The organism is Cupriavidus sp. P-10 (assembly GCF_003402535.2).
Taxonomy (GTDB): Bacteria; Pseudomonadota; Gammaproteobacteria; order Burkholderiales; family Burkholderiaceae; genus Cupriavidus.
Genome location: NZ_AP025170.1, coordinates 3152002 through 3167719, shown reverse-complemented (window position 1 = coordinate 3167719; position 15718 = coordinate 3152002). Strand labels below are relative to the sequence as shown.

General features: G+C 65.4%; 15 protein-coding genes, 1 tRNA gene and 1 pseudogene. 9 read left to right on the top strand and 8 right to left on the bottom strand.

Features of this window, described 5'->3' with window-relative positions; genetic code table 11:
• Positions 1-204: 204 nt before the first annotated feature.
• From secA to CTP10_RS14560, 5 genes and pseudogenes are all read left to right on the top strand, one after another.
• A complete protein-coding gene (secA, locus tag CTP10_RS14580) occupies positions 205-2982 on the top strand; it encodes a preprotein translocase subunit SecA (protein WP_116318224.1) in 2778 nt (925 codons plus the stop codon).
• A gap of 141 nt (positions 2983-3123) precedes the next feature.
• Positions 3124-4362, top strand: a complete 1239-nt coding sequence (gene argJ, locus CTP10_RS14575; protein ID WP_116318223.1) for a bifunctional glutamate N-acetyltransferase/amino-acid acetyltransferase ArgJ — start codon at positions 3124-3126, stop codon at positions 4360-4362.
• A gap of 60 nt (positions 4363-4422) precedes the next feature.
• Positions 4423-5328 (top strand): ATP-binding protein, encoded by a 906-nt coding sequence (locus tag CTP10_RS14570; RefSeq protein WP_116318222.1) that lies wholly within the window; start codon positions 4423-4425, stop codon positions 5326-5328.
• On the top strand, positions 5325-5762 hold the full coding sequence (locus CTP10_RS14565) for an NUDIX domain-containing protein (RefSeq protein WP_116318221.1): 438 nt from the start codon (positions 5325-5327) through the stop codon (positions 5760-5762). Before CTP10_RS14570 ends, CTP10_RS14565 begins: the two co-directional genes overlap by 4 nt.
• A gap of 19 nt (positions 5763-5781) precedes the next feature.
• Positions 5782-5976: pseudogene (locus CTP10_RS14560) on the top strand (hypothetical protein); the annotation flags it as partial.
• A gap of 129 nt (positions 5977-6105) precedes the next feature.
• Here CTP10_RS14560 and CTP10_RS14555 read toward each other — a convergent pair.
• The 8 genes from CTP10_RS14555 to ispB all read right to left on the bottom strand — a co-directional run bounded on the left by CTP10_RS14555 (position 6106) and on the right by ispB (position 13357).
• Positions 6106-6297, bottom strand: coding sequence for a DNA gyrase inhibitor YacG (locus CTP10_RS14555; protein WP_116318220.1), 192 nt, complete (start codon positions 6295-6297; stop codon positions 6106-6108).
• A gap of 17 nt (positions 6298-6314) precedes the next feature.
• The gene (gene zapD / locus CTP10_RS14550) at positions 6315-7073 is read right to left on the bottom strand and encodes a cell division protein ZapD (protein ID WP_116318219.1); all 759 of its coding nucleotides are present in this window, start codon (positions 7071-7073) and stop codon (positions 6315-6317) included.
• 237 nt (positions 7074-7310) lie between these two features.
• Positions 7311-7949, bottom strand: coding sequence for a dephospho-CoA kinase (coaE, locus tag CTP10_RS14545; RefSeq protein ID WP_116318218.1), 639 nt, complete (start codon positions 7947-7949; stop codon positions 7311-7313).
• Positions 7950-8000: 51 nt separating this feature from the next.
• Positions 8001-8903, bottom strand: coding sequence for a prepilin peptidase (locus CTP10_RS14540; protein ID WP_116318217.1), 903 nt, complete (start codon positions 8901-8903; stop codon positions 8001-8003).
• A 3-nt stretch (positions 8904-8906) separates the two neighbouring features.
• On the bottom strand, positions 8907-10178 hold the full coding sequence (locus tag CTP10_RS14535; RefSeq protein ID WP_116318216.1) for a type II secretion system F family protein: 1272 nt from the start codon (positions 10176-10178) through the stop codon (positions 8907-8909).
• 79 nt (positions 10179-10257) lie between these two features.
• Entirely contained in the window at positions 10258-12018 is a 1761-nt protein-coding gene (gene pilB / locus CTP10_RS14530; RefSeq protein WP_116318215.1) for a type IV-A pilus assembly ATPase PilB, read from the bottom strand.
• Positions 12019-12258: 240 nt separating this feature from the next.
• Positions 12259-12335, bottom strand: a tRNA-Pro gene (locus CTP10_RS14525).
• A gap of 92 nt (positions 12336-12427) precedes the next feature.
• Entirely contained in the window at positions 12428-13357 is a 930-nt protein-coding gene (gene ispB / locus CTP10_RS14520; RefSeq protein ID WP_116318214.1) for an octaprenyl diphosphate synthase, read from the bottom strand.
• Positions 13358-13406: 49 nt separating this feature from the next.
• Between ispB and CTP10_RS14515 the strand changes: the two genes are divergently transcribed.
• The 4 genes from CTP10_RS14515 (at position 13407) to obgE (ending at position 15704) form a co-directional block, all read left to right on the top strand.
• Entirely contained in the window at positions 13407-13637 is a 231-nt protein-coding gene (locus CTP10_RS14515; RefSeq protein WP_147316191.1) for a hypothetical protein, read from the top strand.
• A 196-nt stretch (positions 13638-13833) separates the two neighbouring features.
• On the top strand, positions 13834-14145 hold the full coding sequence (gene rplU, locus CTP10_RS14510) for a 50S ribosomal protein L21 (protein ID WP_006576525.1): 312 nt from the start codon (positions 13834-13836) through the stop codon (positions 14143-14145).
• 39 nt (positions 14146-14184) lie between these two features.
• Positions 14185-14445 carry a 50S ribosomal protein L27 gene (gene rpmA / locus CTP10_RS14505; protein ID WP_010814747.1) on the top strand — a complete coding sequence of 87 codons (261 nt, stop codon included), beginning with the start codon at positions 14185-14187 and terminating at the stop codon, positions 14443-14445.
• 161 nt (positions 14446-14606) lie between these two features.
• Entirely contained in the window at positions 14607-15704 is a 1098-nt protein-coding gene (obgE, locus tag CTP10_RS14500) for a GTPase ObgE (RefSeq protein ID WP_116318212.1), read from the top strand.
• The last annotated feature ends 14 nt before the right edge of the window (positions 15705-15718 follow it).

The window sequence follows — 15718 nt, the reverse complement described above, 5'->3', positions numbered from 1 at the left end:
GCAAGCAGAGGGCCGGGGTCGGCCTGCGTTGGCCTGTGTCTGGCATTGGCAGCCTTGCACGGCAAGGCCCGGCGCGTTCCGGCCGTGACCCCGGCACATGATAAACTCGGCGTTTTGCGCCAATCTATCCATTCCTCGCCCGGCCGCCGGTGCAGCCCGCTTACCAGGGGCGTCAGCCCGGACCCGCGCAGGTGAAAGCAATCGATGATCACGGGCCTTCTCAAGAAAGTCTTCGGCAGCCGCAATGAGCGGCTGATCAAACAATATCGCCGCACGGTGGCGCAGATCAATGCGCTGGAGCCGAAGTTCGAGCAACTCTCGGACGACGAGCTGCGTGGCATGACCGAGACCTTCCGGCAGCGCCACGCCGGCGGCGAGTCGCTTGATGCCCTGCTGCCAGAGGCCTTTGCCGTGTGCCGCGAGGCCAGCAAGCGCGTCATGAAGATGCGCCACTTCGACGTGCAGCTGATCGGCGGCATGGTGCTGAACGACAACAAGATCGCCGAAATGCGCACCGGCGAAGGCAAGACGCTGACCGCGACGCTGGCCGTGTACCTGAACGCCATCACCGGCAAGGGCGTGCACGTGGTGACGGTGAACGACTACCTCGCCCAGCGCGATGCCGAGTGGATGGGCCGGCTGTACAACTTCCTGGGTCTGTCGGTGGGTGTGAACCTGTCGCAGATGGCGCATGACGAGAAGCAGGCGGCGTACAACTCCGACATCACCTACGGCACCAACAACGAGTTCGGCTTCGACTACCTGCGCGACAACATGGTCTACGACCCGTCGCAACGGGTGCAGCGGCCGCTGAACTACGCCATCGTCGATGAAGTGGATTCGATCCTGATCGACGAGGCTCGCACCCCGCTGATCATCTCCGGTCAAGCCGAGAACCAGACCGACCTGTACCAGCGCATGAACGGCATCCCCAAGCTGCTCGAGCGCCAGATCGGCGAGGAAAAGGCCGACGGCACCGGCGTCGAGAAGCCGGGCGATTACTACGTCGACGAGAAGGGCCACCAGGTCTACCTGACCGAAGCCGGCCACGAGAAGGCCGAAGAGATCCTGTCGCAGCAGGGCCTGATCGGTGAAGGCGAGTCGCTGTACGCGCCGCAGAACATCACGCTGATGCACCACCTGTACGCCGCCCTGCGCGCGCACAGCCTGTTCCACCGTGACCAGCACTACGTGGTGCAGAACGACGAAGTCGTGATCGTCGACGAATTCACCGGCCGCCTGATGACCGGCCGCCGCTGGTCCGATGGCCTGCACCAGGCCGTCGAAGCCAAGGAAGGCGTGACCGTCCAGCAAGAGAACCAGACGCTGGCGACCATCACCTTCCAGAACTACTTCCGCATGTACACCAAGCTGGCCGGCATGACCGGTACGGCTGACACCGAAGCGTACGAATTCCAGGAAATCTACGGCCTGGAAGTGGTGGTGATCCCGACCAACCGCCCGGCCCAGCGCAAGGATCAGCAGGACCAGATCTACAAGACCGGCAAGGAGCGCTACGACGCCGTGGTGCGCGATATCCGCGACTGCTACGAGCGTGGCCAGCCGGTGCTGGTGGGCACTACCTCCATCGAGACCTCGGAATACCTGTCGGGCCTGCTCGACCGCGAACAGTTGCCGCACCAGGTGCTTAACGCCAAGCAGCACGCGCGTGAAGCCGAGATCGTGGCGCAGGCCGGTCGTCCCAAGATGATCACCATCGCCACCAACATGGCGGGCCGCGGTACCGACATCGTGCTGGGCGGCAACGTGGAGAAGCAGTCGGGCTTTATCGACGCGGACCCGAACCTGTCCGACGCCGACAAGGCCGCGCGCATCCAGCAGCTCAAGGATGAATGGCAGTCGCTGCACGAGCAGGTCAAGGCTGCCGGCGGCCTGCATATCGTCGGCACCGAGCGCCACGAGTCGCGACGTATCGACAACCAGCTGCGCGGCCGCGCCGGCCGCCAGGGCGACCCGGGTTCGTCGCGCTTCTACCTGTCGCTGGACGACCAGCTGCTGCGCATCTTCGCCGGCGACCGCGTGCGCGCGATCATGGAGCGCCTGAAGATGCCCGAAGGCGAGCCGATCGAAGCCGGCATTGTCACGCGCTCGATCGAATCGGCGCAGCGCAAGGTGGAAGGCCGCAACTTCGACATCCGCAAGCAGCTGCTGCAATACGACGACGTTGCCAACGACCAGCGCAAGGAAATCTACAAGCTGCGCAACGACGTGCTTGAGGCCAACGACGTCGGCGAGATGGTCACCAACCTGCGCGAGGGCGTGCTGATCGAGCTGTTCCGCGATCACGTGCCGGCCGACACCATGGAAGAGCAGTGGAACATTGCCGGCCTGGAAACGCGCCTGCGCGAGGACTGGGGCATGGAAGTGCCGCTGGCGCAGACCATCGAGGGCGCGCAGAGCATCGAGGATGAAGAGCTGCTCGACCAGATCATGAAGGCGGCAACCGAGCGCTACGACGGCAAGGTCGCGATGGTCGGCCGCGAGTCGTTCGCCGGCTTCGAGCGCTCGGTCATGCTGCAGAGCATCGACACGCACTGGCGCGAGCACCTGGCCGCGCTGGACCACCTGCGCCAGGGCATCCACCTGCGCGGCTATGCGCAGAAGGATCCCAAGCAGGAGTACAAGCGCGAGTCGTTCGAGCTGTTCGCGCGCCTGCTGGACGTGATCAAGGACGAAGTCACCCGCGTCACCTTCAACGTGCAGATCCAGTCGCCGGAAGAACTGGAACAGGCTTCCGAGCAGATCGAGGAAGGCCTGTCGCACCTGGAGAACGTGCAGTACAAGCACGACGAGTTCGCCGAAGGCCGCGAGCCGGTCGAGGAAGCGCCGTCGCCGCGCACCGGTGCCGCGATGGCCGCCGCCGAGCTGGCGCTGGCTGGCATGCCCAAGGTCGGCCGCAACGATCCGTGCCCGTGCGGCTCGGGCAAGAAGTTCAAGCAGTGCCACGGCAAGCTCAGCTGAGCTGAGCCGCGCCGGGTACCCGGTATGACGCCGCTTCCGCAGCACGGGGAGTGGCGCAAGAGGAAACGAACATGCCCGCCCTTCGCGGGCATGTTCGTCTGAGACAAGCAAGTCGCGAGCAGGAACATCGAGGAGTCCTACATGCCCGTCAATCTTCCGCTGCCCCAGGCAGAGAACCTGAAATCCGTCGCCGGCGTGGAGCTCGGCTGGGCCGAGGCGGGCATCCGCAAGCCCAACCGCAAGGACGTGCTGGTGGTGCGCGTGGCCGAAGGCAGCACTGTGGCCGGCGTCTTCACCAGCAACCGCTTCTGCGCCGCGCCGGTGCAGGTCTGCCGGGAGCATCTTGCTGCCGTGAACAAGTCGGGCAAGGGCATCCGCGCGCTGGTGGTCAACACCGGCAATGCCAACGCCGGTACCGGCGAGCAGGGTCTGACCAACGCCCGCGCCACCTGCGATGCGCTGGCTGCGCAGCTGGGCATCGATGCCGACCAGGTGCTGCCGTTCTCGACCGGCGTGATCCTCGAGCAGTTGCCGATGGACCGCCTGTTGGCCGGGCTGCCCGCCGCCATCGCCAATGCCAAGGCTGACAACTGGCTGGGTGCGGCGGAAGCGATCATGACCACTGACACGCAGCCCAAGGTCGCGTCGCGCACCGTGCAGATCGACGGCAAGACCGTGACGCTGTCGGGTATCAGCAAGGGCGCCGGCATGATCCGCCCGAACATGGCGACCATGCTGGGCTTTATCGCCATGGACGCCGCGGTGGCGCAGCCGGTGCTGCAGGGGCTGGTGGCGCACGCGGCCGACCACTCGTTCAACAGCATCACCATCGATGGCGATACCTCGACCAACGATTCGTTCGTGCTGATCGCGTCGGGCAAGTCCGGTGCCGCGGTCGACCGTGCCGAAGGCCAGGCCTTTGAAGCGCTGCGCGACGCGGTGACGGGCCTGGCCCAGGAACTGGCGCAGATGATCGTGCGCGACGGCGAAGGCGCGACCAAGCTGATGACCATCCGCGTGGAAGGCGGCAAGGACGTGGCCGAATGCCGCCAGATCGCCTATGCGGTCGCGCATTCGCCGCTGGTCAAGACCGCGTTCTATGCCTCGGACCCCAACCTGGGCCGTATCCTGGCCGCAGTGGGCTACGCCGGCGTCAATGACCTGGACGTCGGCCGCGTCAACCTGTGGCTGGACGATGTCTGGGTCGCCCGCGACGGCGGCCGCAACCCCGACTACCGCGAGGAAGACGGCCAGCGCGTGATGAAGCAGGCCGAGATCACGGTGCGCATCGCGCTGGGCCGTGGCAATGCCGAAGCCACGGTGTGGACCTGCGACCTGTCGCACGACTACGTGTCGATCAACGCCGATTATCGTTCCTGAGCTGCAACTCTCCTGCCCGCGACCGCGGGCAGGGCGCATGAAACATTCCACGCCCTCGCCATGTCCGACCTCGCCGCCCGCCTCGACAACTTCCTCTCCCGCCTCGAACAATGGCTGCCGCCGCAACTGAACGATGCGGACTGGCAGGAGGCGGTAGCGTTCCGCTGGCGCAAGCGCCAGAGCCTGTTCGGCAATATCGGCTACCTGCAGCCGGTGCGCCAGCTGCCGCCGATCCACCTGGACGACCTGAAGAACATCGAGCGCCAGAAAGACGCCATCGTTGCCAATACGCGCCAGTTCGTGAGCAAGCTGCCGGCCAACAACGTGCTGCTGACCGGAGCGCGCGGCACCGGCAAGTCGTCGCTGATCAAGGCTTGCCTGAATGCCTTCGTCAAGGACGGGCTGCGGTTGGTGGAAGTCGACAAGGATGACCTGGGCGACCTCGGCGATATCGTCGAACTGGTCTCGCAGCGCCCCGAGCGCTTCGTCATCTTCTGCGACGACCTGTCGTTCGAGGAGGGCGAATCGGGCTACAAGTCGCTGAAGTCGGCGCTGGACGGCTCGGTCGCGGCGCAGTCGGACAATGTGCTGATCTACGCCACGTCCAACCGCCGGCACCTGCTGCCGGAGTACATGAAGGACAACGAGACCTATCGCCACACCGACGACGGCGAAATCCATCCTGGTGAAGTGGTCGAGGAGAAGATCTCGCTGTCCGAGCGCTTCGGCCTGTGGCTGTCGTTCTACCCGCCCAAGCAGGATGAGTACCTGGCGATCGTGGGCCACTGGCTCAGGCACTTCGGCTGCACGGAAGAGGACATCGCGGCGGCGCGCGGCGACGCGCTGGTGTGGGCGCTGGAGCGCGGCTCGCGCTCGGGCCGGGTGGCGTGGCAGTTCGCGCGCGACTGGGGCGGCAAGCATGGCCAGCCCTATATCGCTGACGTGCCGGGCAACGAAAAGGCATGAGCGCGCCGATGGACAAGCCTGCAGGGACCGCCGGCAACCCGCCGCGCAAGGTCACCGAAGTCGCGGTCGGCGTGCTGGTGCAGCCGGATGGCCGCTTCCTGCTGGCGCAGCGCCCGGCGGGCAAGCCGTACGAAGGCTACTGGGAATTCCCCGGCGGCAAGCTCGAGCCAGGCGAGACCGTGGAAGCCGCGCTCGCCCGCGAGCTGCATGAGGAGCTGGGACTGGATATCACCGCGTGCGAGCGCTGGCATGTGCTCGAGCACGACTACCCGCACGCCTATGTGCGGCTGCATTTCTGCAAGGTCACTGCCTGGCGCGGTGACCCGGTCGGCCGCGAAGGCCAGGCCTTTTCCTGGCAGACGGTGCCCGTGACGGTCGCGCCGCTGTTGCCGGCCACCATTCCGGTGGTCCAATGGCTGGGCGAGGAAGCCTAGGGCTCAGACCCTGGGCCGGCACCTGGCAGGACTGGTCGGTTCGTCGGCCAGCCCGATCTCGGGCATCGGCATCATTGCGGTGATCCTGGTCTCGCTGCTGATCCTGGCGCTCGGCACCGCGGACGGCCTGCTGGATACGCCGGAAGGCGGCAAGTCCGCCATCGCGCTGGCCATCTTCACGACGTCCGCCGTGCTTGCCGTGGACACCGTTGCTGGCGTTGGTGGGCGCAGGTTTTGAAGCGACGGCGCAGTGGCTGGGCCTGGTGGTCTTCGTGCTGGTGTGCCTGGGGTTCTACCGCCGCGTGCTGGCGGCGGCGCACTGAATACAACGGCGAGGCGGGGCTCAGTCGTCCTCGTCGCCAGGCAGGTCAGGCGAGGGGGTCTCGCCTGGCTTGCCGCCAATCACGTACTTTTCGGACGCCCAGGCACCGAGATCGATTTGCTTGCAACGCTCGGAACAGAACGGGCGGAATTTGTTGTCGGTCACCCAAGGCACATCGGTGCCACAGGTGGGACATTTGACGACAGCGGGCATGGCTTAAGACGCAGGCTTCAGAAATTACAGAGTTTCAGCAAGAACGGGATATCCGCGTCGACCGAACGGGGCCGCAGGTCACCATCCTGCTGGGTGAAGCGCACCCACAGCATGTACTTGTTGGCGCTCATTTCAGGGATGAAGGCCAGCAGCGAATCATCCAGCCACACCTGCATCAGCTGGTAGCTGCGGCCCGACAGCATCTGCTGGTAGCTGCCGCCGGTGGCGATCACCTTGCCGCTCTGGCCGGCTTCGCGCAGCAGGCGCAGCACGATGGTGGTGCCCATGCGCAGCGACACCAGCGGGCGCGCCCACTTCAGGATATCGGCGCGGCGCTCCTCCGCGGGACGATGCTGCCACGCGTAGTAGGCCGGCAGGTCGAACTCGCAGGTGCCGCCGGGAATGATGGCGCGGCTGCGGATGCTGGTCAGCCACTCGTTGTCGGTCAGCAGCTGCCCGGCCTTGCCCACGGTCTGGTTGAGCAGGGCGATGCCCTGCTCGATTTCGCCGATCACGCTGTCCAGCGCTTCCTGGTCGATCTGGGGGTTGGCGCGCAGCGGCGCCAGCGCCTGGCGCTGGCGTTCCAGTTCCTTGATCAGGTCGGTCTTGAGGTCGGCACGGCCGGCCACCTCAATGATCTCGAACAGCGTAGTCAGCGCGACATGGTGCTGCTGGGGATGATCCTGGCCGAGGAAGTATTCCAGCCGATCGAACAGGTCCTCCAGGCGCAGGAGTGTCCTGATGCGTTCGTTGAAAGGGTATTCGTACAGAATCAAGAGCTATGTCCGTGCAGGGCGCCGGGCGGGCCCCGTGAGATGAGCAGGCCCGGTGCGGAATGTGGCCCGGGGAACGCCGGAAGGGGCTGGGTGGACCGTGTCGGAGTGATCCGCGGTGTCCAATGCCCGCAGTATGCGGCGATTTCCCGGCATGTTCCAGCGCATTCTATGCGAGACCCGGGCCGAGGACAATGTCGGACGCGCGTTCGCCGCGTGCCGCCGTGCCGGGCCTGCGCATCATGCGCCGGCTTCGGGATGGACCTTTCCGGACGCCGACAGTTCGCGGTAATAGCGGTCGAGCCGGTCCACCTGCGCAACCAGCGCATCCACCGGGCCGTCGTTGTCGATGACGTCGTCGGCACATGCCAGCCGCGCGCGCCGCGTGGCCTGCCTGGCCATGATCGCCTGCACCTGTTCGCGGCTGAAGCCGTTGCGCGCCATCACTCGCGCCACCTGGGTGGCTTCGGTGCAGTCGACCACCAGCACGCGGCCCACGCGCTCGCGCCATGAGCCGGACTCGACCAGCAGCGGCACCACATAGATCAGGTAAGGATGTTCGCCGGCGTCGCGGACTGCCTGGGCATGCTCGTTGGTCAGCGCGCGGATCAGCGGATGGGTGATGCCTTCGAGGCGCGCCTTGGCGGCCGGGTCGGCGAACACCAGCGCGCGCATCGCGTCGCGATCCATGGCGCCGTCAGCGCGCAGGCATTCAGGCCCAAAGGCTTCGACCAGCGCCGGGATGGCGCGCCCGCCCGGGGCTGTGATCTGGTGGGCGAGCAGGTCGGTGTCGACGATCGCGGCGCCGCGCGCGGCGAACATGTCGGCCACGCGGGTCTTGCCGCTGCCGATGCCGCCGGTCAGTCCGATTTCCAGCATGTGGGGATGCCGTGAAGGCCAGTTGTCGATGTTGCCGTCACGATACCAGCTTCAAGGCAGCAAGGTCAGCGGCAGCACGCCGGGACCGAACACCAGCACCACCAGCCCCGCCAGCGCGATGAAGGGGCCGAAGGGGAAGGGCGTGTCGCGATCCTGCCGGCGCAGCGCGATGCTGGCCAGCCCGAACGCCACGCCGGCCACCGACGACAGCAGCACCAGCGCCGGCAGTGCCTGCCAGCCGAACCACGCTCCAAGGGCCGCCATCAGCTTGAAATCGCCGAAACCCATGCCTTCCTTGCCGCGCACCAGCCGGAACAGCCAGTACGCCGTCCACAGCACCAGGTAGCCGGCGGCGGCGCCGATGACAGCGTCGGCCAGTGGCACGAACCACCCGCCCAGGTTCAGCACCAGTCCCAGCCACAGCAGCGGCAGCGTGATCTGGTCCGGCAGCAACTGGGTGTCGGCATCGATCAGGGTCAGCGCCAGCAGTGCCCAGACCAGCACCAGCGCCGCCAACGCCTGCGCGCCAGGGCCGAAGCGCCACGCCACCAGCGCGCTCAGCACGCCGCAGGCCAGTTCCACCAGCGGATAGCGCACGCTGATCCGTGTCTTGCAGGCCGAGCAGCGCCCGCGCAGCGCCAGCCAGCTCAGCACCGGCACGTTTTCCCAGGGCGCGATCGCGTGGCCGCAATGCGGACAGGCCGAGCGCGGCACCATCAGGTTGTAGCGGGCGGGGTAGGGCAGCGGGTCGCCGCGCAGCTCGGCGATATAGTTGGCTTCGTCGCGCTCCATCATGCGCGGCAGCCGGTGGATCACCACATTGAGGAAACTGCCCACCACCAGGCCCAGCACGGCCGTCACCGCCACCATGAAGGCAGGCGGCAGCGCCGCCAGCGCCTGCAGCAATTGCCCGCTACCGGCGGGAAACGGCGAAACGGAATACGCCAGCGCCATCGCTTACACCACCTGTCCCAGCTTGAAGATCGGCAGGTACATCGCCACCACCATGCCGCCGATCAGCACGCCCAGCACCACGATGATGATCGGCTCGATCAGGCTGGAGATGGCGGCCACGGCGTCGTCGACCTCGCGCTCGTAGAACTCGGCCACCTTCAGCAGCATGTTGTCGAGCGCGCCGGACTCTTCACCGATCTGCGTCATCTGCAGCACCATGTTGTCGAACACGTGGGTGGCCTGCATGGCGTTGGTCAGGCTGGTACCGATGCGCACCGATTGTTCGATCTCGCGCGTGGCGTCGTAGTAGACCCAGTTGCCGGCGGCGCCCGCCACCGACTCCATCGATTCCACCAGCGGCGTACCGGCGGCGAACATGGTCGCCAGCGTACGCGTCCAGCGCGCGATCACCGCCTTGCGGAACAGGCTGCCGAAAATCGGCAGCTTCAGCAGTGCGCGGTCGGACCAGCGCTGCACTTTCTCTGACTTCTTGCGCGCCCGCAGGTAGAACGTGATGCCGGCCACCGGCGCACCGATGACCAGGTACCAGTACTGCACGAAAAAGTCCGAGATGGCGATTACCAGCAGCGTCGGCGCGGGCAGGTTGGCGCCGAAGCTGGAGAACACGCCCTTGAACGCCGGGATCACGAACAGCATCAGGATCACGGTGACGGCGAAGGCCACGGTCAGCACCGCGATCGGGTAGATCATCGCCGACTTGATCTGGCCCTTCAGCGCGATGGTCTTTTCCATGTAGAGCGACAGGCGCTCCAGCAGCGCATCCAGGATACCGCCCTGTTCGCCGGCATCGATCAGGTTGCAGTAGAGCGTGTCGAAGTACTTGGGCTGTCGCCGGAACGCCGCCGCCATGCTGCTGCCCGATTCGATATCGAAGCGGATCTCGGAGAGTAGCTGGGTGAAGTTGGGATTGGCGTGCCCGCGCGCGATGATGTCGATCGACTGCAGCAGCGGAATCCCCGCCTTCAGCATGGTCGACAGCTGCCGGGTGAAATAGGCGATGTCCTTCTCGGTGATCTTGCGCCCGCGCGCGGCCTTGCGCTTCTTGAGCTTGACGATGGTCAGGCCCTGCTTGCGCAGCGTGGCGGTGACCTCGGCCTGGCTCTCCGCGCGCAGCTCGCCGGTGAAGGTCTTGCCTTTGCGGTCCTTGCCTTCCCATTCGAAGATGTACTGGGTGGGGGCCTTGCGCCCCTTACCTGATTTCGCCCGCGACGGTGTTGCCGTCCGGGCGCCCGCCGCTGGTGCGCGCGTCGCCATGTTGTTGACCCCCGGTGTAAATGACGTTTCTGGTACGTCTTGTATTTACGTTGTTTTGCGTCGTGACTGGACTGCCTTGCTACGTATTCGTGGTCGCCAGCACCTCTTCGAGTGACGTGACGCCCTGCCTGACCTTCAGCAGCCCAGCCTCGCGCAACGATAGCACGCCGTCCTTGCGCGCCTGCTCGGCGATCTGCAGGGCGGTGCCGTGCGACAGGATGATCTGCTGCATCGCCTCGGTGATCGGCATGACCTGGTAAATGCCGCAGCGGCCTTTGTAGCCGCTGCCGTTGCAGCGCTCGCAACCGACCGGGTGGTAGGGCTGCCAGCTGCCGTCCAGGTCCTGTTCGCGGAAGCCCGCATCCCGCAGCGTCTCGCGCGGCAGCTCGCCGGGGCGCTTGCAGGTGCACAGCCGCCGCGCCAGCCGCTGCGCGGTGATCATCAGCACGCTGGAGGCGATGTTGAACGGCGCCACGCCCATGTTCATCAGCCGCGTCAGCGTGGTGGGCGCGTCGTTGGTGTGCAGCGTCGACAGCACCAGGTGGCCGGTCTGCGCGGCCTTGATCGAGATATCGGCGGTTTCCAGGTCACGGATTTCGCCGACCATGATGATGTCCGGATCCTGCCGCAGGAACGAGCGCAGCGCCGCGGCGAAGGTGAGGCCGGCCTTGTCGTTGACGTTGACCTGGTTGATGCCGGGCAGCTGGATTTCAGCCGGATCCTCGGCGGTCGAGATATTGATGTCGCCCTGGTTCAGCAGGTTCAGGAAGGTGTACAGCGACACCGTCTTGCCGCTGCCGGTGGGGCCTGTCACCAGTACCATGCCGTACGGGCGCTTGATCACGTCCAGCAGCAGCGCCTTCTGCTGCGGTTCGTAGCCGAGCTGGTCGATGTCGAGCTTGTCGCTCGACGATTCCAGGATCCGCATCACGATCTTCTCGCCGAACAGCGTCGGCAGCGTCGAGACGCGGAAATCGACGGCCTTCTCGACCGTTTCCTTGACGTCCTTGTCCTTGGAATCCTTCGCGTCCTTGCTGTCCTTGTTGTCCTTGGGCAGCGCGATCAGCAGCTTCATGCGCCCGTCCTGCGGCACGCGCTTTTCAGAAATATCCAGCCGGGACAGCACCTTGATGCGCGTGGCGATCTTGTCGCGGATATCCAGCGGCGGCCTTGCCACCTCCTGCAGCACGCCGTCCACGCGGAAGCGGATCCGGTAGAAGGTCTCGAACGGCTCGAAATGCAGGTCGGACGCGCCGCGGTGGAAGGCTTCGGTCAGCAGCTTCTGCAGGAAGCGCACCACGGGGGCGTCATCGATGGCATCGGCGGCAGTGCGGTTGCGCTGCGCGCTGGCGGCCGCCACCGGGTCGTACTCGATCATCTTGCGCTCGGTCTGCACCGGCGAGATGTTCTTCAGTGTGCCCAGCGCCTCGCCGGCGGAGCGCACGTGCTTCATCAGCTTGTCGTGCTCGACCACCACCGCTTCGACCGGCAGCTTGTACTTTTCCTTGATCGCGTCCAGCCCGGCCTGGTTGGACGGATCGGACATCGCCAGCACCAGCCGGTTCTCGCGCCGGCCCAGCGGCAGCAGGCGGTGCGCATGGAATTCCCGGTTGCCCGCCAGGCCCGGCGGCACCTTGGTCAGGTTGTACTGGTTCAGGTCCAGCAGCGGCAGCTGGTATTTGTCCGCCGCGAACAGCGCGAGGTCGTGCGCGCTCATGGTGCCGCTGCCGACGATCTCGTCGATCAACTGGGACTGCTTTTCACGGGCGGCCTGCTCCAGCTGAGCAAGCAGGGCGGGCGCGATACGCCGGCTCTGGGTCAGGGCAAGACCGAGTGTCATGACAGGTGCGCAGTGGTTGGGCAGTGGCCGCCCGCCAGGGATGGACGAGACGGTTCCACGTCTTGGGATCGGGCCAGTTTGCCGCTGGGGTCACTTTTTGTAAAGGCGACGGCGGGACGTGTTGGCGTTTGCGCGACACGGGCGCAACCCTACTTGCGCGGGGGCAGGATAGCCGTGAGGAATTGCTGATCTGAAAGACAAAAAGCCGAATCAACTTTCGTTGATTCGGCTTTTTAAATCTGGTCGGGGTGAGAGGATTCGAACCTCCGGCCTCTACGTCCCGAACGTAGCGCTCTACCAGGCTAAGCTACACCCCGATTTGTTTTTGCCTACCGGCGCTGGGCGTCAGCAGCAAAGAAGATAACTATAACAGCGTTTTTGCTGAAATGGAAGAGGGGTGGAGAATCCCTTAAGACTGCCGTTGCAGCGAGAACGCGCAGAGCTGGATCAGCGTTTCCTTCAGTGAGGAATCCGGGAACTGCTGTGCGGCCCGCTCGGCGGCTTCCGCTTCCTGGCGCGCGGCCTCGAAGGTGACCTCGAGCGCGCCGCTGGCGTGGATCGCCGCGAAGACCGCGTCGAAGTGCTCGGTGCCGCCCTGCACGATGGCGTCGCGCGCCAGCTGGCGCTGCTCCGCGGTGCCGTGCTCCAGCAGGTGCAGCAGCGGCAGGGTGGGTTTGCCTTCGCGCAGGTCGTCGCCGGCGTTCTTGCCCATCTGCTCCGCGCTGGCGGTGTAGTCCAGCATGTCGTCGATCAGCTGGAAGGCGGTGCCGATGCGGCGGCCGTATTCGGCGGCGGCTTCTTCCATCTGTGCTTCGGCGCCGGCCAGCACCGCGCCCAGTTGGGCGGCGGCCTCGAACAGCTTGGCGGTCTTGTAGCGGATCACCTGCAGGTAGCGCTCGACGGTGACTTCGGGGTCGTGCATGTTCAGCAGTTGCAGCACCTCGCCCTCGGCGATCACGTTGGTCGCGTTGGACAGGATTTCCATGATGCGCATGCTGCCGGCATCGACCATCATCTGGAACGCGCGCGAGTAGAGGAAGTCGCCGACCAGCACGCTGGCGGCATTGCCGAACACCGCGTTGGCGGTGTCGCGGCCGCGGCGCAGCTCGGATTCGTCGACGACGTCGTCGTGCAGCAGCGTGGCGGTGTGGATGAACTCCACGACGGCGGCCAGCTCGTGGTGCCGGTTGCCGTCATAGCCCAGCGCGCGCGCCGTCAGCAGCAGGATCACCGGGCGCAGGCGCTTGCCGCCGGCACCGATGATGTATTCACCGATCTGTTCGATCAGGGGGACTTCTGAAGACAGCCGCTGGCGGATGACAGCATCAACCGCGCGCATGTCTGCAGCGACCGGGGCAAGCAAGGCAGTGGCGGAAGGCTGGGACAAGATGATCACCGTTACGCAAAACCGGACGATTATATGCGATGCACGCGGCGTTCTACGCATGCCCCGCATTCTTGCCGGGCGGCGGCTCAGGGTATGCGCGCAGCCCGTCGGCGACCGGCGTCACTATAATGCGGACATGGACAAGCCCGTATCCCGTCGTCAGCTGCGCCGCACCGCGTGGTGGGTGGCGTTTGCCGCACTGGCGGGATTCCTCCTCGCCGATCTCACCTGACGCAGCGACAGCCGGATTGTGCCGGTGGCGCCGCTCACAGGCTATGTGCCTGTTTTCTTTGCGGTTTTCCCTGATCTCGTTTACAATTCCCGGTTTCCTCCGGTAGTCGCTCGCCTTGCGGGTCAGTGCCGGCGGGAGATAACCGGGGCCGCATCGCGCGGATTCGGCGTTTTATTCACATCCGAGAGGTTCGACAATGTACGCGGTCGTAAAAACCGGCGGCAAGCAATACAAGGTTGCTGCTGGCGAAAAACTGAAAGTAGAACAGATACCGGCAGACATTGGCGCAGAAATCACGCTCGACCAGGTGCTCGCAGTGGGCGCCGGCGACCAAATCAAGTTTGGTACGCCGCTGGTTAGCGGGGCTTCCGTCAAAGCTACCGTTATCTCCCAAGGTCGTCACGACAAGGTGAAGATCTTCAAGATGCGCCGTCGCAAGCACTACCAGAAGCGTCAGGGCCATCGTCAGAATTACACCGAACTGCGCATCGAAGCGATCGTTGCCTGATCGATCGAGCGTAACCCGGTAAAGCGACAGGAGTAAGACATGGCACAGAAAAAAGGCGGCGGTTCCACGCGGAACGGCCGTGATTCCGAATCGAAGCGTCTGGGCGTGAAGGTGTTTGGTGGCCAGGCCATCAACGCCGGCGGCATCATCATCCGCCAACGCGGTACCCGCGTGCATGCCGGCGACAACGTCGGCGTGGGCAAGGACCACACGCTGTTCGCCCTGGTTGACGGCCACGTGCAGTTCGCCGTCAAGGGCCCTGCCAAGAAGCAGCAAGTCAGCGTCGTTCCGGCGGCCTGATAACAGCCTTTGCAGGATGAAAGGCCCCGCAACGCTTGCGGGGCTTTTTCTTTTCTGGCGACAATAACATTTGGCCAGTCAGGATGATGCGGCGTCTTGCCGCACGTCGCGCTGAGCCTGCCGGTCCCGCGGACCCGCCAATCCATCACGGAAAACCCATCATGAAGTTCATCGACGAAGCCCGAATCGAAGCCATCGCCGGCAACGGCGGCAATGGCAGCGCCTCGTTCCGGCGCGAGAAGTTTGTGCCCTTCGGCGGCCCGGATGGTGGCGACGGCGGTCGGGGCGGCAGCGTGTTCGCGCAGGCGGACCGCAATATCAATACCCTGATCGACTTCCGCTACGCCAAAAAGCACGTGGCCAGGAACGGCGAAAACGGCCGTGGCTCCGACTGCTACGGCGCGGCCGGCGAAGACATCACGCTGCGCATGCCGGTCGGCACGCTGATCACCGACATGGACAGCGGCGAGGTCATCGCCGACCTGACCGAGCACGGCCAGCGCGTGTGCCTGGCCGAAGGCGGCATGGGCGGCTGGGGCAACCTGCATTTCAAGTCCAGTACCAACCGCGCGCCGCGCCAGCAGGTGGACGGCAGGCCGGGCGAGCGCCGCATGCTCAGGCTCGAGCTGAAGGTGCTGGCCGACGTCGGTCTGCTGGGCATGCCCAATGCCGGCAAGTCGACGTTTATTTCGCATATTTCCAACGCGCGCCCCAAGGTGGCGGACTATCCGTTCACCACGCTGCATCCCAACCTGGGCGTGGTGCGCGTGGACCATGAGCAGTCGTTCGTGGTCGCCGACATTCCCGGCCTGATCGAAGGCGCCGCCGAGGGTGCGGGCCTGGGCCACCAGTTCCTGCGCCACCTGCAGCGCACCGGCCTGCTGCTGCATATTGTCGACCTGGCGCCGTTCGACGAGGCGGTCGACCCGGTCGCCGAGGCCAAGGCCATCGTCAACGAGCTGAAGAAGTACGACGAGACCTTGTACGACAAGCCGCGCTGGCTGGTGCTGAACAAGCTCGACGTGGTGCCCGATGAAGAGCGCGCCACGAAGGTGAAGGACTTCCTCAAGCGCTACAAGTGGAAGGGTCCGGTGTTCCAGATCTCGGCGCTGACCGGCGAAGGTTGCCGCGAGCTGATCTACGCGATCAAGGACCATCTGGCGGCGATCAAGGCCGAAGAGGCCGCGGCGCTGGCCGAACCGGACATCCGGCTCGACGATCGGCTGCATAACGTCGACCAGGACGAGCGCGAGGCATAAACAAAACCAACGGT